At 58.7% G+C, this 19,933-nt stretch carries 16 protein-coding genes; 11 read left to right on the top strand and 5 right to left on the bottom strand.

Annotated features, from left to right (window positions below; genetic code table 11):
- The first annotated feature begins 34 nt into the window (after positions 1-34).
- From L0976_RS26555 to L0976_RS26530, 6 genes are all read left to right on the top strand, one after another.
- Positions 35-775 (top strand): DUF6088 family protein, encoded by a 741-nt coding sequence (locus tag L0976_RS26555; RefSeq protein WP_234189910.1) that lies wholly within the window; start codon positions 35-37, stop codon positions 773-775.
- Positions 756-1,865: a nucleotidyl transferase AbiEii/AbiGii toxin family protein gene (locus tag L0976_RS26550; protein WP_234189941.1), complete on the top strand. Its 1,110-nt coding sequence runs from the start codon at positions 756-758 to the stop codon at positions 1,863-1,865. Before L0976_RS26555 ends, L0976_RS26550 begins: the two co-directional genes overlap by 20 nt.
- 41 nt (positions 1,866-1,906) lie before the next feature.
- The gene (locus tag L0976_RS26545; RefSeq protein ID WP_234189909.1) at positions 1,907-2,653 is read left to right on the top strand and encodes a restriction endonuclease; all 747 of its coding nucleotides are present in this window, start codon (positions 1,907-1,909) and stop codon (positions 2,651-2,653) included.
- 42 nt (positions 2,654-2,695) lie between these two features.
- Complete coding sequence (locus L0976_RS26540) at positions 2,696-3,082, top strand: transposase (RefSeq protein WP_234189908.1); 387 nt, start codon at positions 2,696-2,698, stop codon at positions 3,080-3,082.
- On the top strand, positions 3,079-3,432 hold the full coding sequence (gene tnpB, locus L0976_RS26535) for an IS66 family insertion sequence element accessory protein TnpB (RefSeq protein ID WP_234189907.1): 354 nt from the start codon (positions 3,079-3,081) through the stop codon (positions 3,430-3,432). Before L0976_RS26540 ends, tnpB begins: the two co-directional genes overlap by 4 nt.
- A 68-nt stretch (positions 3,433-3,500) precedes the next feature.
- Complete coding sequence (locus L0976_RS26530; protein ID WP_234189906.1) at positions 3,501-5,060, top strand: IS66 family transposase; 1,560 nt, start codon at positions 3,501-3,503, stop codon at positions 5,058-5,060.
- On the opposite strand, the gene nhaA is transcribed toward L0976_RS26530, so the two are convergent.
- Positions 5,029-6,216, bottom strand: a complete 1,188-nt coding sequence (nhaA, locus tag L0976_RS26525) for a Na+/H+ antiporter NhaA (protein WP_234189905.1) — start codon at positions 6,214-6,216, stop codon at positions 5,029-5,031. The genes L0976_RS26530 and nhaA overlap by 32 nt on opposite strands.
- Positions 6,217-6,345: 129 nt before the next feature.
- Here nhaA and L0976_RS26520 point away from each other — a divergent pair, with 129 nt between their 5' ends.
- From L0976_RS26520 to L0976_RS26510, 3 genes are all read left to right on the top strand, one after another.
- Positions 6,346-6,717: a hypothetical protein gene (locus tag L0976_RS26520; RefSeq protein WP_234189904.1), complete on the top strand. Its 372-nt coding sequence runs from the start codon at positions 6,346-6,348 to the stop codon at positions 6,715-6,717.
- Positions 6,718-6,856: 139 nt separating this feature from the next.
- The gene (locus tag L0976_RS26515) at positions 6,857-7,288 is read left to right on the top strand and encodes a RusA family crossover junction endodeoxyribonuclease (RefSeq protein ID WP_234189903.1); all 432 of its coding nucleotides are present in this window, start codon (positions 6,857-6,859) and stop codon (positions 7,286-7,288) included.
- Positions 7,285-7,938 carry a hypothetical protein gene (locus L0976_RS26510; protein WP_234189902.1) on the top strand — a complete coding sequence of 218 codons (654 nt, stop codon included), beginning with the start codon at positions 7,285-7,287 and terminating at the stop codon, positions 7,936-7,938. The genes L0976_RS26515 and L0976_RS26510 overlap by 4 nt, the downstream gene beginning before the upstream one ends.
- A 20-nt stretch (positions 7,939-7,958) precedes the next feature.
- Here the strand turns inward: L0976_RS26510 and L0976_RS26505 are convergent, their stop codons facing one another.
- On the bottom strand, positions 7,959-9,887 hold the full coding sequence (locus L0976_RS26505; RefSeq protein WP_234189901.1) for an ATP-binding protein: 1,929 nt from the start codon (positions 9,885-9,887) through the stop codon (positions 7,959-7,961).
- A 295-nt stretch (positions 9,888-10,182) separates the two neighbouring features.
- Here L0976_RS26505 and L0976_RS26500 point away from each other — a divergent pair, with 295 nt between their 5' ends.
- Together L0976_RS26500 and L0976_RS26495 are read left to right on the top strand one after the other, a co-directional pair.
- Positions 10,183-11,901 (top strand): ATP-dependent endonuclease, encoded by a 1,719-nt coding sequence (locus L0976_RS26500; protein WP_234189900.1) that lies wholly within the window; start codon positions 10,183-10,185, stop codon positions 11,899-11,901.
- Positions 11,888-13,306 (top strand): UvrD-helicase domain-containing protein, encoded by a 1,419-nt coding sequence (locus L0976_RS26495; protein WP_234189899.1) that lies wholly within the window; start codon positions 11,888-11,890, stop codon positions 13,304-13,306. Before L0976_RS26500 ends, L0976_RS26495 begins: the two co-directional genes overlap by 14 nt.
- On the opposite strand, the gene L0976_RS26490 is transcribed toward L0976_RS26495, so the two are convergent.
- The 3 genes from L0976_RS26490 to L0976_RS26480 all read right to left on the bottom strand — a co-directional run bounded on the left by L0976_RS26490 (position 13,307) and on the right by L0976_RS26480 (position 19,727).
- Entirely contained in the window at positions 13,307-16,594 is a 3,288-nt protein-coding gene (locus tag L0976_RS26490) for a UvrD-helicase domain-containing protein (RefSeq protein ID WP_234189898.1), read from the bottom strand.
- Positions 16,591-19,197 carry a PD-(D/E)XK nuclease family protein gene (locus tag L0976_RS26485; RefSeq protein ID WP_234189897.1) on the bottom strand — a complete coding sequence of 869 codons (2,607 nt, stop codon included), beginning with the start codon at positions 19,195-19,197 and terminating at the stop codon, positions 16,591-16,593. Before L0976_RS26485 ends, L0976_RS26490 begins: the two co-directional genes overlap by 4 nt.
- A 71-nt stretch (positions 19,198-19,268) precedes the next feature.
- A complete protein-coding gene (locus tag L0976_RS26480; RefSeq protein ID WP_234189896.1) occupies positions 19,269-19,727 on the bottom strand; it encodes a hypothetical protein in 459 nt (152 codons plus the stop codon).
- Between the last annotated feature and the right edge of the window lie 206 nt (positions 19,728-19,933).

The following is a 19,933-nucleotide window of genomic DNA, read 5'->3' as shown; positions in this document are numbered from 1 at the left end:
TGTATATAATCTTTGGTCAAAAAGTAGGATGATTATGCCGGATCCCACGTCGGACACTCTGGAACGCATTCACCAAAGGATCGCAGGTGCGGCACCTTCGGGCGTTTGGTCCCGTTCCGATTTTCTCGACATTGCAACACCTAATGCCGTCGAAAAGGCCCTGCAGAGGTTGACCAATCGCGGCGACATCCGCCGCCCTCATCGTGGTCTTTACGACAAACCAACTATCAGCCAACTGACCGGCAAGATGGTGTTTCCGCCACGCGCCTCATTCATCGATGCCATCGCACGACGTGACAAGCTTCGTGTTTGCGTCGATGGCATGACGGCTGCCAATGATCTTGGCCTGACGACGGCCGTCCCCGCCAGGTCTACAATCTATGCGGACGCATATCCCCGAACCATCGAGATCGAGGCCAATGCCGGCGATACCGAGGCCACGAAGCCCGTGATCTACATCTTGGACTTCAAGCGCATTTCGGCAAAGACTGCGTTTTGGGCGGGCCGGCCGGCAATGCGAGTGATCCAGGCCCTCCATTGGTTTCGCGACGAGCGCGCCAATCTGGAGGCAGTTGTCGATGGTATCGTACGCTACCTGGCACGAAGCCCCCATAGGCAGCCGATCGTCGAGGATCTTCGCGAAAACATCCACGCCATCCCAGCCTGGATGTACCAGGCGGTGGAGACCATAGCCGCCGATCCGCCGCCCCAGGAAGACGGAAGCACTCCGCCGGGCCGCGAGGGAATAGATGAACATGCGTCAGAGTTTCGTTGATATCCTTCGCTCGAGCGCTGACGAGCGGAGAGCACTATTCTCCGCCGCTGCGTCAGACCTGGAAACGCGTGCCGAGAACATCGAGAAGGATCTGTATGTCTGCTGGGTGCTGGACTTCTTGTTCAACCGGCGCAAGGATGATGCGATCGGCCTTTACTTCAAAGGCGGCACCAGCCTCAGCAAAGCATATAGCCTGATAAAGCGTTTCTCCGAAGACATCGACATCGGCATCTACAAAGCAGATTTAAAAGTTCCGCTGGAGGCAGATATCGCAGCCCTTCCCTCCGTCAATCAGCAGCAGAAGGCTCTTGCCGAGCAGGTCGACGAGGCAGCACGCCATTACATGTCCGGACCGCTCAAGCGTTCGCTCGATGAGGAAATCGCCGCGGTCGAGGGAGAGGCCGGGCAATCGGGACATTTCTCGCTCGACTTCGGATACGATCTCTACCGAAAGAAGGAGGCGCTCGATGTGCTGGTTCTTGGATACAAAAGTGTGTTTGACACCAGCGGCGGTTATGTCGAGGCGGCAGTGCGCATCGAAGGCGGGGCACGCCCAGATCCCGTTCCGGCCGAGAGGCGAGAGATCATTCCATACGTTGTTTCGGAAATGAGAAAGGGCACTGACCTGACGGTGCACAATGTAACGACCGTCAAGCCGGAGCGCACTTTTTGGGAGAAAGTGCTGATCCTTCACGCGATGACGGAGATGACGGAAAAACGAAGCATACAGGATAGTCCTGAGCTGAAAGTCCCAGACCTCAATCGATACTCGCGCCACTACTATGATGTTCATCAAATTTGGACGAATCCTGACTACGGCAAGGCCACTGCATCGATGCTCGATCTCGCTGAGGCTTGCCGCCGGCATAAAGAGCTAATGTTTCGCGCACCGGACCATCGATATGATCGAGCCGTGCCCGGTAGTTTTCGGCTGGTGCCCACGCCCGAGATGCGTAACAAACTCAAAGCCGACTACGAGAGAATGTCTGCCATGATATTTGGGACGCCGCCTGAATTTGTGTCGGTCATGACCAGTATTCAGGAGTTGGAGGCTCATCTCAACTCAACCGCGGATAAGCCTTCACTTTGATGGCAACCGCGAAGGATCCAGACGTTCACCGGAGCCGAACCATGACCGGCATCACAGCGGATAAGCTAAACGCTGCGCTGGGACTTATCGATCGCTTCGAGAATGGCGAACAACCTCTGGCGCTTCAGGATGCTGAGCAGCTCGTCAGAAGGATATTTGACGCCTGCGGCTACGAAGTAACCCAATCTGGTTTCGTTGGCGGCGATCAAGGCGTCGACTGTTACTTTAGCGGGTTGATCGACGGAAGAAATCAAACAGTCGCCGTTGAGGTAAGGGTTGGAAGAAGACCCGCGGACATCAAATGTGTTCAGCAGGCCTTCGCCTTAAAAAACAAATCCCCAAATTTCGATCGGGCCATGGTGATTTCCAGGGCGGGGTTTCTAGCCGAGACGCTTCGAGAAGCCGAAAGCCTGGGTCTCGGTGAAATCGATCTAATTGGCCCGGCCGCATTACGTAACTGGGTCAGGAAGCAGGTAATTCCGGAGGATGTTACCGCAAGCTACGAGAGGATCGTCGGTGGCGCCATGAAATCACTTGCGGACTTGGTGGCGCGATATCCTCAAGCGCTCGCCAAATTACAGTGGTGGGAGGTTGAGGCAGTTCCCCGCGAAGCCTTTGAGGGCATGGGTTTTGGCGCTAGAAAGACGAGATCGTCCAAAGACGGTGGGTTCGATGTGGAACTTACTATATCAGAGGGAGGGAAACGGCGCGTATTCTTGGTCGAGGTCAAGCACTGGACTGATCAGCGTAACCGGTGTCCCGCTCCCACGTTGTCCTGTCCGTCCTGATCTGTGATCCGCTTTCCATGGATGATCAAAGGGAGTTTCTCCATGGAGAGTACATTGGAGTTTCTCACGACCAGAAAGTCTGGGCGTGAGCAGCATCGGCACTGGCCGGACGAGATCAAGGCGCAGATCGTTTCCGAGAGCCTTCGACCAGGTGCTATGGTCAATGAAGTTGCAGAGCGACACGGTCTGAAGCCAAACCACTTGTCGACTTGGCGGACAATGGCACGGCAAGGAAAGCTGGTTCTGCCTGCACCCGAGAATGCGATGGAGTTCGCAGCCGTTATCGTGGAGCCACCTGTTTCGGAGCCGCCCGCTAAGAAAGCAAGCCGTCCCGAGATCATCGTCGGCGCTGTCACGATCCGCTTGGAAGAAGGCGCGTCCGCCTCCCGGATCGCCGCTGTCGCGCGTGCCTGCGCGGTTCCGGTATGATCTTTCCCTCGAACCGGGTTCGGATCATGGTGGCGACCAAACCTGTCGATTTCCGTAAGGGTCACGACGGCTTGGCCGCACTGGTCAAGAACGAGTTGCATAAGGACCCATTTACGGGGACGGTCTTCGTATTCCGATCACGCAAGGCGGACCGATTGAAGCTGATCTACTGGGATGGCAGCGGTCTGGTGTTGGCCTACAAGCGATTGGAGGAGCATACTTTCACCTGGCCAGACATCCGGGACGGTCTGATGACCTTGGGGCATGCCCAGTTCGAGGCGCTATTTGCAGGGCTCGATTGGCGTCGGGTGCGGTCCGTTGAGGTACGAGCGCCAGCCGCAATCGAATAGGTGCGTCACGATGACTCGGTTCGCAAATTCCGGCGGCGTGATGCCGCCCAAATTGATAAGCTTCCAGCATGTTGGATGCGGTCGATCTTCCAGACGATATTGCTGCCCTGAAGGCGATGCTGATCGCCTCCCAGCTTCGTGAAGCCCGCAAGGACGAGCGGATCGAACGGCTGGAGAAACTGGTCGCCGCTTTCAAACAAGCCGCCTTTGGCCGCAAATCCGAGAAGGCCGATCCTGAGCAATTCGATCTTGCACTGGAAGACTTGGAAACGGCCATTGCGGCGATCCATGCCGAAGACGAGGCCGACAGCGCTCCGGGTAAGCCGCAGCCCAAGCCACGCGAAGCCAATCGAGGCTCTCTTCCCGCTCATCTTCCTCGTTTCGAAGAGGTCATCGAGCCGGAGAGCTTGATCTGCACCTGCGGCGGCGGACTGCATTGCATCGGGGAGGACGTGTCCGAGCGGCTGGATGTCATTCCCGCACAGTTCCGCGTTATCGTCACCCGTCGTCCCAAATATGCCTGCCGTGTCTGTACCGATGGCGTATCTCAGGCTTCAGCATCTGCACGACTGATCCATGCGGGATTGCCGACCGAAGCGACCATCGCGCATGTACTGGTTTCCAAATATGCCGATCATCTGCCGCTTTATCGGCAGGCACAGATCATGAGCCGCCAGGGTATCGATCTCGACCGTTCGACGCTCGCCGATTGGGTCGGGCGGGCGGCATTCGAACTCCGTCCGGTTTTTGATGCTCTGATCGCCAACCTGAAGCGCTCTACCAAGCTGTTCATGGACGAGACCCGTGCCCCGGTTCTCGATCCCGGCTCGCGCAAGACCAAAACCGGATATTTCTGGGCGCTGGCGCGGGATGATCGCCCATGGGGCGGCGGCGCTCCACCGGGCGTGGCCTTCACCTACGCTCCCGGTCGAGGGGGCCTTCATGCCGAGCGGATATTGCAAGGCTTCTCCGGCATCCTGCAGGTGGATGGCTATGCCGGATACAACAGACTGATCGCACCTGAGCGCGTTGGGCCAAACATTCGGCTTGCCTATTGCTGGGCCCACGCACGGCGCAAGCTGGTGGAGATCACGCGCAACGGATCAGCACCCATTGCCGAGGACGGCGTCAAACGGATCGGGGAGCTGTATCGCATTGAAGCCGAGCTACGAGGTCGTGATTCAAATGCTCGTCTTGCTGGACGACAGGAACGCTCAGCCCCGGTCGTCGCCGACATGCAGGCCTGGCTTGCCCATCACCGTAGCCGTGTCGCGACAAAGTCCCCGCTTGGCGAGGCCTTGGCCTACATCGACAAATACTGGGATGGTTTGAAGCTCTTCCTGACAGACGGCCGCATCGAGATCGACAACAATACGGTTGAGCGGACCATCAGGCCGATTGCGTTGAACCGGAAGAACGCTCTCTTCGCGGGACACGATGCGGGAGCGAAGAACTGGGCGACAATCGCCTCGCTCATCGAAACCTGCAAGCTCAATGCTGTCGATCCGTTCGCCTACCTGAGCACCACCCTGACCGCCATCGCCAACGGCCACAAGCAGAGTCAGATCGATGACCTGCTACCGTGGAGCGCCCGATTTAAGTCTCGGATCGACGGCCAAATGCGGTGAGCAAAACCGCACCAATCAAGCCCGATGTCAGTGAACCCAGCAGAATGCCGATTTTCACGTGATCCTGCACGTTCGGATCGTTGAATGCCAGCAATCCGATAAACAGAGACATGGTGAAGCCGATACCGCACAAGAGTGCTACCCCGGCCATCTGTCCCCAGCTCGCTTGTGCAGGAAGTTCGGCGAGTTTGAAGTTTACAAGAACTGCAACCGTGCCAAGAACGCCGACCAGTTTTCCGAGCAGGAGCCCGGCGGCAACACCCATGGTCAGCGGCTCGGTGACGACCGACATGGAAACCCCGGCAAACGAAACGCCCGCATTGGCAAACCCGAAGATCGGCACGATGGCAAACGCAACGGGCTTGTGAAGATGGTGCTCCAGCTTATGGAGAGGGGATTCTGCGTGAGTGGCTTCCGGAGTGCCCGGCGTGAGTTTCAACGGAATCGTAAGCGCCAGTATGACACCCGCCAGCGTAGCATGGACACCGGATGAGAACACCAGAACCCAGAGCACTGCACCCAGCACCAGGTAGGGCCACAATGCTTTCACGCCCATCCGGTTAAAAATGATAAGGTTGCCGACGACAATCGCCGCGCCGGAAAGTGCCAGCAGGTTGAGGTCGGCGGTATAAAACAGTGCAATTACGATGACTGCCCCGAGATCATCGATGATTGCCAACGCGGCTAGAAAGATTTTCAGCGATGCCGGGACACGTTTCCCGAACAACGACAGCACGCCGAGCGCAAAAGCGATATCGGTCGCCGTCGGAATGGCCCATCCCCTGAGCGCGGACGCATCGTTCCAGTTAAAGTAAATGTAGAACAGTGCCGGAAACACCATACCTCCGGCGGCGGCGGCTCCCGGCAGGATGCGTCTGCTCCAGGTCGATAGCTGGCCGTCCAGCATCTCTCGCTTTATTTCCAGTCCCACCAGCAAGAAGAAGACAGCCATCAGTGCGTCATTGATCCAGTGCTGGATGCTGAGGGGCCCGATATACACATGAAGGATATTGAAATACGCGTCCGCCATCGGCGAATTTGCTGTCGCGATCGCCAGTGCGGCAACTAACATCAGGATGATGCCGCCTGAAGCCTCGTTATCGAGGAAGTGGCGGAGAGTGGATTGAATGCGGCCCTTAGATATCGTCGAAGACATGGGTTCGCGCTCCTTGTGAGAGGTTGATCGTAGTCTCCGTGGATTTCGGGGGAACCCGCAGCACCGCAGCACGCGCTGTAGGAAATATCTAGCGACTATCCGTCCTGATTTCTACAAAATTCGACCCGCATGAGCTCCTCGCAAAACACCCGCGCCGCACCTGCATGTTTGATAGGGTTGCCAATTCAATGTGCCAGCGGCACACCGCTTACTGATCAGCGGCCGGGTTCGGGGTATCTCAAGAAATTGATCAAGGTGACGCTGTCAAAAGAAGTCGAAGGAAGTTTCTTGCTATCCAGTTCCGGCTTCACCAAAACAGTTTATAGCGGCATCACGGACATTTCGGTACCAGTGCGGCTGGGAGCCGGCGAGAAGATCGTCGCACTCTGTCGTACCTACTATCGCCTCAAGAACCAGCTCTGGCGCGAGGATTTGAACCTCCATCAGGAGCTTTTCGCCGGCACGTGGGCTATCGGTGATCAGACCCACGGCACTGCTTGATAGTATTCGGGAATGCGGCACTGTCGGGATTGAGGAAGCAGCTGAAAATCGCGCCCTTCACGCCAAACGTATCCGAGATTTTGGCAGCATGCCAAGAAACGCAATTTAACCAAAGGACCTCAGCGTAGAAGAGGAAGAATTGTTTCCATTTGAATTCCATCTCGAAGGAACGCCCGTTTCGCTTCAAGGGCGAGGGTCATCGAAAGAGCGCTGGAAGGGCGAGGTTGCCGCGGCTGCCGCGACGAGGCGGGATGAGGTCGTCGAGTGGGCCTATCTCGAGCCCGAACCGCTGGCTCTCACAATTTACTATTTCCCTATCGCGCCGATGGGGGGTGATGTCGACAATATCATCAAGCCGATCCTGGATGCATTGATCGGAATTATATATCTCGATGACAAATCAATCGAGCGAGTATGCGTCCAGAAATTCGAGCCCGCAGGCGGTTGGCAATTCCTCGATCCAAGCGAGCAGCTCACTGCTGCCTTGGACATAGTGACAGCTTCCGAAGTCCCCACGCCAGTTGTATATGTACATGTCACCAACGATTTAAGTTGGAGGAGTATCCAGTGACCTTGAGCTCACAATCAGCTATCGAATTCGAACGGAAAACACTCGAGAAACTTCGTGATCAGTACGAGGCGAAGGGTTTCAAGTTCGTGATGCATCCCGGCAAGGAGCTCACCCCACCTTTTCTTGGCTCATATCAGCCGGACGCGATTGCGTCGAAAGACGACGCCCAAATTGCGATCGAGGTGAAGCAGCAATATAGCCCAGCGGCCGAGCGGAGTTTGAGCCAGATCCGCAAGCTCTTCGACGGGCACCCCGAGTGGGAGTTCGTTATCAGCTATGGTGGAAATGATCCTCAAGCAACTGTAGTGATGCCCCAGGCCTCGCAAGCATTGATCGCCAAGCGCCTCTTGGAGGTGGAAGCTCTCTCCGAACTAGGAAATCATCGGGCCGCATTCGTGTTAGGATGGGCTCTACTAGAAGCAGCGTTGCACCGGCTACAAGGTGAGGAGGGCAAGCGGCCCCGCGCGCCTGGCACGGTTGTCGAGACGCTCGCTACTTTGGGCTACGTCACGCCCGAGACCGAGCGCCGGTTGCGCCCATTGATTGCGGTCCGCAATCGCATCGTTCATGGCGATCTGGAGATCGAACCGACCGGCGACGACGTCTCAGTAATACTGGATGCCGTCAAGCAGGCGCTAGCGGAAGATTAGCGGCTCTGCGCGAAACTGCGTCAGCTGACGAGCATGTCGGCCTGCTGTTCCTGAGGCGGCTCAAGAAACGTCTCGTCGATGTCGCGTAAAAAAGGTGCTTCTTTGAGCTTTTCGCGCAGGCCGAGCATTCGCTTCTCCGCTCGACGTATGAACGTATTGTAAGACATCGGGATTATTGTTACCCGACCGTCCCATTCTGTGCGGTGGGCGCTTTCGTCTTTGTCGATCCTGGATCCCAACACATAGCACGTGATGGTCGCTGCCTCGGTCAACAGCCCCTTGTTTCTCAACTCCTTCACATACCGCCAGGCTTGATCCTTCTGTTCCGAGCCAATGGCGATTCCTGGCCTCTTGATTTCGGCGACCACGAGGCGGGATACCCCGTCGACATCATGACCGAGGTCGTGTGCGTCGCGACTATAAAGTCCAACGCTTCCGTCCGGCAATATGACGAAGTCAGGGCGTTGTCTGCTGCCTATTTTGTCAGATCCGAAGATCTTCCTGATAACTTCGGTCATTCCCCTGTTGCTGGTGAACTCGAGGCTTTCGAACTCGGGGCCAAATACCCACAGTGATCGCTCGAACAATGGTTGAAGGTCTCCCACCTCATCCATGGTTTCATCACGAAGCTTATTGTCGAGATCTTCAATCAGCTTCAGTCGTGTCTGAACCTCGTCCAAGGCATCTTTGGCGAGCCTGAGCGTCCAATCGTCAAGAAGTTGGTAGAGGGCGTCAAGGTCCCCGGGCTCAAGCTCATGGAGCTTTTCGACTAATCCATATTTCGATGTACTCAATTCGAGATTGGCGAGGATACCTGCCACCTTCCCTACCTCATCGGTTGAAATGGAGGGGCAGTTGTCGATCACCTCGTCGACAAACTGATTCCAGCGTTCCCGCCCTACAGGCGGCAACTGCCGCACAGTTTTCACGAGGTTCTCTTTCACAGTCTCCTTGGCTTCACGACGGCGATCAGCAGAAAATGCAGAGAGATATTTCTTGATCTGCGCGTGAACCGCGTCGCGGGTTGCCTGCCAGGCAGGATCACTGGAAATAAAGCCCGTCCAGTCAGGCTGAACAGCGTTCTCAAGAAGATCGGCAGAAACGATGAACTGAAAGCGTTTCGCCTCAGTGCTGCGACCATCGAGTATCCGCTCATGATCGAAACCTATCCAGCCTGGTACGCCTACGAGACGTGTATTCACACGCCAAGCGATGCCGTGTTGTTTTGTAGTACGGTCAGCCTTTTGGCTATCGATCATGACGACCTGGACGATTCCATGGCCCGGCACATCGACAACCACTTTCTGAATGCTGTGCGTAGGGATGTCGTCAAATGTGACGAGTGTACCGTCTAATGAGACAACGAAGTTTGGGTCGGCAAGGAAGCGAGTCCCAATGATTTCCCGGGCTGTATCGGCATCCATGGCAACCCCGTCGGACGTGGTCGCTTTAATCTCTGTCCCGTGACCTTCAACACCTGTGCGTGAGCTGACAATCTTTACATCGAACGGCTGTTTGGTACCGCGTCGGACCTCGTATATTGTCTCCTCGCCATCACGCCACGTCCGGACGCGATATGGGTCAGAGAACTTGAAGGCAGCGTGACGCCCTTTTCCGTTGCGTCCATAGGGATTGCGCGGAGGGGAGCTGGACATTTCAGCAGGCGGCGCAGACTTGTTTCCTTCCTCGAGGAGGCGGTTGTAGTCAAGGGTTTTCCAACGCCGCTCAAACTGTGCCGGCGTCATCCCCTTTCCATTGTCCGTTATCGAAAACGGGATATTCTCTGTTCGCTTCGGCCAGACAATATCGACACGTGTGGCGTAGGCATCCCAGGCGTTTGCCACAAGTTCCACGATTGCGACTGCGGGATCAGAAATGATCGGCCCGGCGTACTTGTCCAGAAACCGGTCGTCGAACAACAGACCTTGATTAGGCTTCGTTGTATCCATAAGGCCTCCCCGTCGTCTTCCGATTATGCACGTCCTAAGCAATAAGGCCGGCCAGATAGAAATACTGCCCCTTTAGATTTTGCAGATGAAGCCGTTTTCATGCAAGCATTTCCCATGAGGGTTTCCCGGAGTAGCTGTAAAAAACACGGCCCTTCGTGGCATCACCTGCTATATGTCTTTTGCCCTAGCGTTTCCGCCGCGCCTGCACCGAATAGCTATTCGCGGAGGATTTTACCGCGGAGATCTAATACAGCGCACGGCAGGTAAGCGAAAAAAAGCAGATGTGGGGGTGGGCATGGCATTGGTCCGAATATTGGAAATAGCGAACTTTCGCGCAATCAAAACTCTCCGGTGGCTGCCGGGGCCCGGGGTAAACTGTCTCATCGGCCCGGGTGATAGCGGGAAGTCGACGATCCTCGACGCAATCGATTTATGCCTCGGCGCGCGGCGATCGTTGTCCTTCACGGATGCGGACTTCCACGGGATCGACTTCGATCAGCCTATCCGCATTTCCGTTACCCTTGGCGCCCTCGATGATCCGCTCAAGAACATCGACGCGTACGGCGACTTCCTGGTGGGCTTCAACGCGGTGACGGGAATCGTGGAGGCGGAGCCAGGTGCCGGGTTAGAAACGGCGCTGACACTGCAACTCACCGTGCAGAGCGACCTCGAGCCGGAATGGTCGCTCGTGTCGCCGCGCGCGCAGGCCGCGGGACGAACGCGCAACCTCAGCTGGGCCGATCGCACCCGGATTGCGCCGGCGCGGCTCGGTGGGGCGGGCGACTCACACCTAACGTGGCGGCGTGGTTCGGTGTTGAGCAAAATAACGGATGGCAAAGCAGATACATCGAGCGAACTGACCCGGCTGGCGCGCGAGATGCGTGATGCTTTTGATCAGGAGAAACTCAAGGAGTTGGAAGGCTCCTTGAAGATCGTCACCGCCGCTGCAGGTGAGATGGGCGTTCCTGTCGGTGCGGCGGTGCAAGCCCTTATCGACGCCGGTTCGATCAGCTTTACGGGCGGGTCGATCTCGCTGCACGACGAGAGCGGCATACCGCTGAGGTCGCTCGGCTTGGGATCGTCGCGTCTTTTGATCGCCGCTCTGCAGCGGAAAGCTGCAGAAAAGGCAACGACCTTCCTGATCGATGAGCTGGAATACGGCCTTGAGCCGCACCGCATCATCCGCTTGCTCGGGGCGCTCGGTGCGAAGGAAGAAATTCCTCCGATGCAGGTGTTCGCAACGAGCCATTCACCAACGACCGTCACCGAACTGAGCGCTCACCAGCTCCACATCGTCCGACATAGCGATTACGAACACACCGTGACCCGTGCCAGCGACGCAGGGGACGTGCAGGGGACGATCCGGGCTCACGCCCATGCCCTCCTCGCGAGGTCCATCGTTGTGTGTGAAGGCGGAAGCGAGATCGGCCTTATGCGCGGACTGGATCAACATTTCACCGGAACGGGTGAATTATCGCTGGCCGCCTGCGGCGCCACGCTGGTCAACGGCAATGGCGATGAGACGTTCAGCCGCGCCAACGCATTGCAGTCCCTTGGATACCGCGTCGCCATCCTGCGCGACAGTGACAAGGCCGCGCCAGCAGCAGCGGAGGCGACTTTCCTGGCCGGCGGAGGGGAGGTCTTCGCCTGGGGTGGGGGGCGGGCGCTTGAGCAGGAGCTGTTTTCTGCCTTGTCAGACGCGTCCGTCGCGCAACTTCTCGAGCTTGCGGTCGAAGCAAAGGAACGCGCACTCATCGACGCGCATATCAAGACGATTTCGAACAGCTCGACGTCTCTGATTGTTCTTGAAACCGACGCTCTGATTAATGGCTTCGATGCCGCCAGCCGAACGCTCCTGGGGAATGCTGCGGCGCGGTTCGGCTGGCTTAAGACCATTACAACCATGGAGACCGCTGGACGGACCATCGTCGGACCTTCTTATGCTGCCGCCAATGCTAGTCTGACAAGCGTGATGGATGGCGTGTTGGATTGGGTTGAAGATGGCAGCCGGTGAAATCGACCTGAACGCCATCGGGCGTGGACTTGTCGTAGCTCCTGCTGGCTGCGGAAAGACACAGCTCATCACGGACGCGCTTGCCCGGCACGGTGGCGCGAAACCGATCCTCGTGTTGACGCACACCAACGCCGGCGTGGCAGCGTTGCGTGGGCGTCTCGAAAAGGCGGGAGTGAAACCCAGCTCCTATCGAGCAACTACGCTGGATGGCTTTGCGATCCGGCTTATTTCGACATTTCCGCAGCGCGCGCGCCTCGATCCGAGGATCATAAGCGGTGCGCGGCCGAATTATGAGGCCATCCGAGATGCAGCGGCTCGGCTCATCGCAAACGGGCGTGTGAACGATATCCTCGCCGCAAGCTACGAAAGACTGTTTGTAGATGAGTACCAGGATTGCTCCATCCGCCAACACGCGTTGGTGACCTGGCTCGCCCAGAGCCTGCCGACAGCGATCGTCGGAGACCCTTTCCAATCCATCTTCGGATTCGGGGGCGACCGTCTAGCGGATTGGAATTCAGAGGTGCTGGCATTCTTCCCGGTTGTCGGGGAACTCACCATTCCTTGGCGGTGGAACAATGCCGGAGCCGCCGAACTGGGGAATTGGTTACTCTCCCTCCGGCCCCAGCTCGTCAGCGGCACACCGATCGACCTGCGGACGGCGCCCGCTGCAGTTCAGTGGATCGAGCTCGACGGTCGGCGCGATGATGCACTTCGTTTGGCGGCGGCCGCGGTACAAGTCTCCGGCGAAGCAAAGGTCCTGATTATCGGCGACAGTACTGACCCGCGTGGACAGCGCCGCTTCGCACGTCAGGTCGATGGTGCCGTCACCGTAGAGGCCGTAGACTTGCGGGACCTGACGGATTTTGGAGCTGCGCTTGATCTCAGTCACCAGGAAGCGCTCGCCGTGGCTGCTGGATTTGCTGAAAACCTGATGAGCAATTTTTCTGCTGATGACCTTGTGCGGTCGATCGCTGCCGCCCGGGCGGGCAGCCTTGGCCGTGCCTTGTCCGAAATGGAACAGGCGGCCGTTGTGGTCGAGCAGGAGCGAACGCTGAGCGCGGTTGCAGACTTGTTGGTGTCTATCAACAGGACGGGCGGGGTGCGATGTTATCGTCCGGCGGTGCTTGCCGCAGCCCAGCGCGCCCTCCAGCTCGCCGCCTCCCCAGGGGGACCGTCCTTCCGCGAGGCGACCGTTGCGATCCGCGAGCAGTCGCGGTTGGTTGGGCGGCCGCTTGCCAGACGCTCGGTCGGCAGCACCTTGCTACTCAAAGGCCTGGAAGCCGATATCTCCGTTGTTCTGAACGCCGCTGCCCTCAACGCTCGAAACCTCTATGTCGCGATGACGCGTGGATCTAGCCGGGTGATCGTTTGCTCCTCCTCCCCGACACTCAATCCCGTCTGGTAATCACGGCACTCCCGGGTCGATCCAGGAGACATGACCAGCTGACATGTAAACGACGGCCCCGCGTTCAGCACCGGTCACGCTCAGATAATCACGGAGCTGTGCCGCGTGTGCACCCTGCGCAGTCGCATCCGGATTCACATCCGATTTCCAGTCTATGACCAGGGCGATGCGATCGCCGTCGAGCCAGGCGGCATCCGCGCGGCCGGCCAGATAGCGTGGCGGGGCTGCTGCCCATAGCGGAATTTCGGGCACCAGCCGCCCGATGAACGGCTCAAGGTCGGGCATGCGCAATGTCCGCAGCGCTGTTCTTCCCATTTCCGCGGGATCCGGCCTGAGCTTATTGTCGCTGCCATCCAACGCGGCTTGCAGTTGCTCTAGCAGTTGTCCGGCCCGCCGGATGACCTCTTCCTCGCCTTGGGACAGTTCGCCATTAAGGAGCTCCTCCATCAGCTTGTGAAGAACGTTACCGCGGAGGGCGCCCGCCCCGATTATTCGTTGTCCGTCCGGGGTGCTATCCATGACAAAGCTGTCTATCGTGTCTGCGCTGCGGTCAGGATCGCGCTCGCTCGGACGATCCCAGAGAATGGGTTCCGAGGCTGCCACGATGCGCTCGCGCTCGGCGGTGAAAATCGCGTCGGTCTGCTCGTTGGTCAGGACATCAGTAGCGGTTACTTCAGGGACAGGTAGCATGTCAGTTTGAAGCTCGCTCAGTCGCTTTTGTCCTAGATCCATGACCCTGGACCACGAGCGCGGCGAGGCTCCTGGGAGCTCGGGGATTACGAGAAGATCGCGGGCGCGCGTGGTCGCGACGTACCACAGCCGTTCGCGCTGCCTAGCTTCACGAAACTCTTCCTCGCTGCGGGCGGTTGCCAAGTCCGGTGGCTCAATGCCGCCGACGATCCAATGGAGGGTATCGTCCGATTGGCGATAGACGAACTGGTCCTGAGGCTTGAAACGAGTTGACGAGTTCACCGTGATGACGACAGGCCATTCAAGCCCCTTGGCGCTGTGCATCGTGACGATTTCGACCGCTTCTCCGGAGACATCCACCCGTCCCTCGGGGTGGCGGCGTTTTCGCTCCCAACCCCGCTGGAGATCGAGCGCAAATGCCCGCAGGCCAGCGACTCCGTAGGGCTTGGCAAGCTCGACAATCGCATCGAGATTCGCCAACGCACGAGCGTTGCGTTGGCCATGACGCGCGGCCATCACCACCCGGAGGTTCAATCGCTCGATCGCGTACGCTAGCAATTGCATGGGCGTGAGCTCCGCAGCGAGTCTGTGCAGACCTTGGAGTTTCACGAGCACGTCACGAGCGAGAGGATGGACAACGTCGTCAGCCACCGTCCGCAACTGAAATCGCCGGCGACCGTCAGCATCTGGCTTGAGTGCCGCCGTGACGTCGAGCAACTCTTCGTCGCTCATGCCAACAAGCGGGCCTCGCATAAGCGCGCCAAACGCGAGTGTGTCCAAGGGATCGCTCAACGTTCGGACCAAAGCCAGAAGATCTTGCAATTCCTGCCGCCGGAATAGTGCGTTGCCAGCTTGAGAGGCGACAGCGATCCGCTGTCCTTCAAGGGCCCGCTCGTAGCGCCATAAATCGGTATGCGTGGGCGCGAGCAACGCTATATCACCTGCGCGAAGACGCCGTTCTGTGCCGTCTGCCTCGGTAATCGTAAGTGCCCCTATCAAGCGCACGCAAAGACCGGCCACCGCCTCCGCCTCCGCCTCGCGCTGCTCCTCTGCGCGAGCATCGCGCGGCACGTCGATCGTCAACTTCGCCGCAGCCGGAAATGGCAGCGGCGGCGGGTTCACCGTAGCCGTCAAGGGCACGAAGCCGGGCTGCCCCGGCTTGGCAAGAACCTGCTGGAAAACCTCGTTGACATGTTCGAGCACTTCCGCCCGGGACCGGAAATTGGCTGTAACGGCTAGCAGGCAGCCGTTGGATGATCTGGCGATCACCGACTTTGCGACGGCATAGGCCTCAATGTCGGCCCCGCGAAACCGATAGATAGCCTGCTTAGGATCGCCGACCAGAAACAGCGCGCCGGGACGGAGCTCAGCCTGTTCCCATCGGCCGGGAGGCGTGGTTGCCGCGATGAAAAACAGGATCTCGGCCTGTAGCGGGTCCGTGTCCTGGAATTCGTCGACGAGAAGATGCGGGTAGCGGCCCGCAAGCCATTCGCGGATTTCCGTATGCTCGCAGACGAGAAGTCGCGCTTGAAGCAGCAGGTCGTCGAAATCCAGGATCGCAGCATCACGCTTGCGCAGATCATATGCATCGATCACTTCGCTCAAGACCGCGGCCAGTTCATGCACAAGCCGCTGGGCAATCGACCCAATCAAGACTCGGTATGCCGCGCTCACCTGCTCGTACCGGGCGGAGGCCTCGCCACCCCGACGCTGGCCTTCAGCGGGTCCGAGGACACTCTTCCAGGCCGCCATTCTGCGATACGGCTGTAGATCGATGGACCGCGGCAACATAGCTTCGATGCGTGGAGGCTGCGTCAAGCGCCAAAGGACTGGAAATGCGGTATTCGCGAGGGCTTCGTTATAGAATGCAGCCAAACGTTCCAGGTCATTGATCAAGTCCGCTGTGCCAGCCTCGGCTGGACCGGCAGCGTGCCAGCGGGAAAACGCCACGACGGCTTCGTTGAATGTCCGGTCGGGCCGGGATGAGAAATCAGGTGGAGGCGCACTCGCGGTGCGATGGTCTCGGCGCAATACGGCAAGTTCGCGAACGCGCTCGACGACTCCAAGCGGATCGTCCTTCGCCAACGTGGCGATCGCTCCATCTTCGTCGGCACCATCCGCTAACTTTCGCGCCAACCACTCGGCAAGCACTTCATCGAAGAGGGCCTCGGCGACGGTTGCATCCACCACTCTGGATCCGGGATCGAGACCCGCAGCAAGCCCGTGGGAGCGGATGATGCCTTGGCAGAAGCCGTGGATTGTCGTCGCCGTGATCTCATCGAGTCGCGGAGCCGCGGCCTCGAGACGAGCAAGCGCATCCGCGTCTAACGGCTCAGTGAGTGTTTTTGCTAGCGCCGGCGGGATCTTTCCGGCCCGGAGCTCCGCAATCGTCCACCGAATTCGCGCTTCAAGCTCGCTTGCCGCCGGTTCGGTGAAGGTGATCGCGGCAATCTTTGAGGGTTCAATCCCGCTCGCTATCATCATCGCAACACGGGCAGCCATCAAGGACGTCTTGCCGGTGCCAGCGGCTGCCTCGACCAGGATGTTGGATATGAAGTCTGTCAACGCGCGTCTGCGAGCATCTAGGTCAGCGGTCACGGGCTGCTCCAAAGCTTGGATAGCGGGCTGTTCACCTGCGCGAAGGGACGTTGCTTGGTACGACGATAGACGTCCAGATCGGATGGCAGCGCGATCGAAATCGGGTCAAAAAACTCCGGTTGGGGACCCGGCGCAATCTGCCCGGTCTTCTGAAGTTCGACACCAGCGGCTGTAAAGGTAATTGCCTCCTCGATGGCAGCTGCGAGTTCGTCGTGGACCAAGCTCAAGGTGCGAGCGGGCTCGTGCCTGAGGTAGGTCAGCCGAGACTCGACGTTCCGGACCTCCGGCAGCAACGATTTGGCGGCCAGAGCATAGAAAACGCGTTGGAGCTCCCTCCCTTGATTGAAAACGATGGTCTTCTTCCGCTCGGGCGCCGCACCTACCTTGTAGTCCGTTATGATGGCCGCACCTCGAGACGCGTCCTCGTCTAGCCGATCGATCCTGCCGCGAAATGCAATACCGGTCGCTCCAACCGAGACCGGCGAAAGCGTTGTCCAAGGATGAGGCCCCGCGATGGGCTCGCCGAATGTGAGCTCGGTCCAGCTCATGCCACGAGGTTCTCCAAGAGCATCTCGCAACCCCCGCGATGCGCGTTCACGGGCCACTGTCATCGTATGGCGCCACAGCAGACCCGGTGGGACTGCACGTGCGATCGGCCAAATGTCGCCCAGCCGCTTGGCTTCATCTGCTAGACCGATGTCGATCTCGTCAAAATTCCTCGGAGCACCGTTGCGGAGAACTCCTCCAATGAGGGCGTGGACGAGTTCTCCGAACGCGCGTCGGTCAAGCGCCAGCGGCTGGGGGTCGAGATTGGGCTCGCGCCAGTGAAGCGCGTACTCCCAGACAAATCCGAGCGGATTGCAAAGGAGGCGATTTAGGGACGTCGTGGATTGCACTTCCGCGAGTGCATCCAGGATCAAAGGATGGTTTTCCCGAGTCAGCCCATCATGCGCGGTATGCCGCTCGCTATCCTGCCAAGCCCGCCAGCAGGCGCGGCTGGACCGAATCTGCGATTGCTTGCCTGCATCTGCAGGTCTTGCATAGAGGCGATCGCTTTCGCTGAAGGCGTGCCCGGGGATGGCGCTCCGGCTCACGATCCGCTGCTGATCGCGGCGCCAGAGCGTGCTCGCGGCTTGCAGCGCACCCCTCGCACTCCTATGTCCGCGTGAGAGCGCATAGTGGTCACACTGAGCTATGAGGAGGTCGTGCATCAGTCGGTCCTCGTCGGCGATATCAGCTGACGGAAGCCTAATCTTGTCGAGAAGATGCTGCGGAAGTAACGGATCTTCGATCGCCTGTCGCGGCCAGGCGTTTGCCTCGAGGCCAAGAAGCCGGAGATACTTGCGAGGGGCGCCGGCTAGATGACGAGTTGGTCCCCACACGACGCTGCTGCCGGGCTCTTTCCCGTCATCGACACGGAGGGCCTGGAGCGAGAGTTCCAATGCCTGGGGAGGCGCCATGCGTAAGGCATCCTGCCACAAGGCGAGCGCTGCCCCACGCAACAAAAGACGTCCCGCGCGTTCCGCCTCGAGGAGACCGCTAGCGAGAAGCTCTATAACCGGTAGCAATGATTTTTCGGCAGCATCTCCATCGGCCCGTTCGGCTCGCGCTTGCATGAGGGCGTGCCGCCAATGCTGCGGGGTCGACAGCGCAGCGCTTCGCCTTAAACCCTTGGCCCAGTCGAGGGGGATATTCTGACGCGCTGGAGAAACCCGGGCGAATAAGAGGCGCATGCGTTCTTGCGAGAGGCCCCTTAGTAAAACATCGGCCAGTGCGGCACAGCTCTGACCTTCACGCGTCGCCAAGGCGGGGACGCCATGGCTAAAATGCAGTGGAAGCCCAGCCTCGCGCGCAAGCACCAAGAATGTATCGTCCCACGTATTCGGCGAAGTGGCCGTGATCGCGATTTCGCTCGGAGATATGCCGTCTTCCGCAATGAGCGCCCTCGCCCAACGCAGCGCCTCTCGCACCTCGCTCCGCGGATCGGCGCAGACATCAGCGGCGGCGAGATGGCTGCGGCCGGCGGGCAACACTACCTCGTTTCCGGGAAACCAGCTGCGCTGGCAATGGGCCGAAGCAACCCATCGCACTGGAACAACGTCGCAGAGGTGCTCGATGAGCCGGTGCCAGACGGGCTTGATGTTGGGAACCTCATGAAGCGTAACGGAACCCAAAAGTTTTGGAGCGTGATGCAGGCGCTTCAGTGCCGCTTCGACGAGGTCTGGCGGGGCGAGTGTCCCCGGGGGCAACGCCTCTCTCACACGCCGTTCCAGCATAGTGAAGTCACGAAGGCGGGGATTGTCCGCAATTTCAGTTAGGATGCCGGCCTCCCACCAGCTTCGGAGCGAGGCGAGTACAGCAGTTGGCATTCCGGGCAGGTCGGACACCTGTCCGATGTCTTCGTAGGTCCCAGCGTCCAGAGCCGCTCGTATCGCGGGATACAACATTTCTTGAGATGCTGGGGCTATGAAGCCGCCCGCGAGCCGCGCAGCTAAAAGGGGAAGCGTTAGTATCTGGCGCCCGATCGCGCCTTCGCGCGCCGCGGTGAGCCGCTGCATCCGCAATGCAAGGGGGCCATCGACAATCACGGTATGAATGCACATTTTCCGCCCCCATATCTTGGCCTCGCGCAGCCACCATCCCCGAGTTAGCCATGCAGGCGGCGAACAACGCCTTACCCGTCTGTACCTCGCCGGACAAACAATTCCTCAAGGTGAACGACCATGTTTTCGAGGGCGCCGCCCAGCTTATCAAGATCTGCTCTGCTTATAGTACGCTGTTGACCGTCGTGATCGCGACCGTAACGGTGGACGCAATCGTGCCGTACCGGAACGAACTCCATAAGAACTTTTTTTGTCGATTCGTCGGGAAAAATTGTAGAGCCGAGCGCGCCTCGATAGTATTGATCGATCTTCACGAAGTTGTGGTACATCAGCTCGCGCAAGCGCGTATGCACCCAATCGCGAAAGGCATCTGCATTTGATGCAAGCTCAACGACACTGATCTTTTCGGCGGCCCATTCCTTGTTGCCCCTCACCAATGCTGACATGGATTTGGGATCGTCGAGCACCAGGCGGATCAGGCGGTCGCTAAGATACGCCTCGATAGCGGAAAAGTATTGGACGAGCAGCATGCGGTTCAACGCCGCGATCGATCCATGGCCTCCGCTCTCCACCTCGCTGGCAATAAAGTCGATGTCGTAGGTCGCGAACTTGAAGATCTGAATAGCCCCTAGATTTGTAGACGCCTTCTCCCCTAAATCTGAGGCAGGAGGCCTACATGGGCAAAGGCAATTTCACGGAAGAGTTCAAGCGCGACGCGGTGCGTCAGATCACCGAG

The organism is Shinella sp. NM-101 (assembly GCF_021401195.1).
GTDB lineage: Bacteria > Pseudomonadota > Alphaproteobacteria > Rhizobiales > Rhizobiaceae > Shinella.
This window is presented reverse-complemented; position numbering and strand designations above follow the sequence as displayed.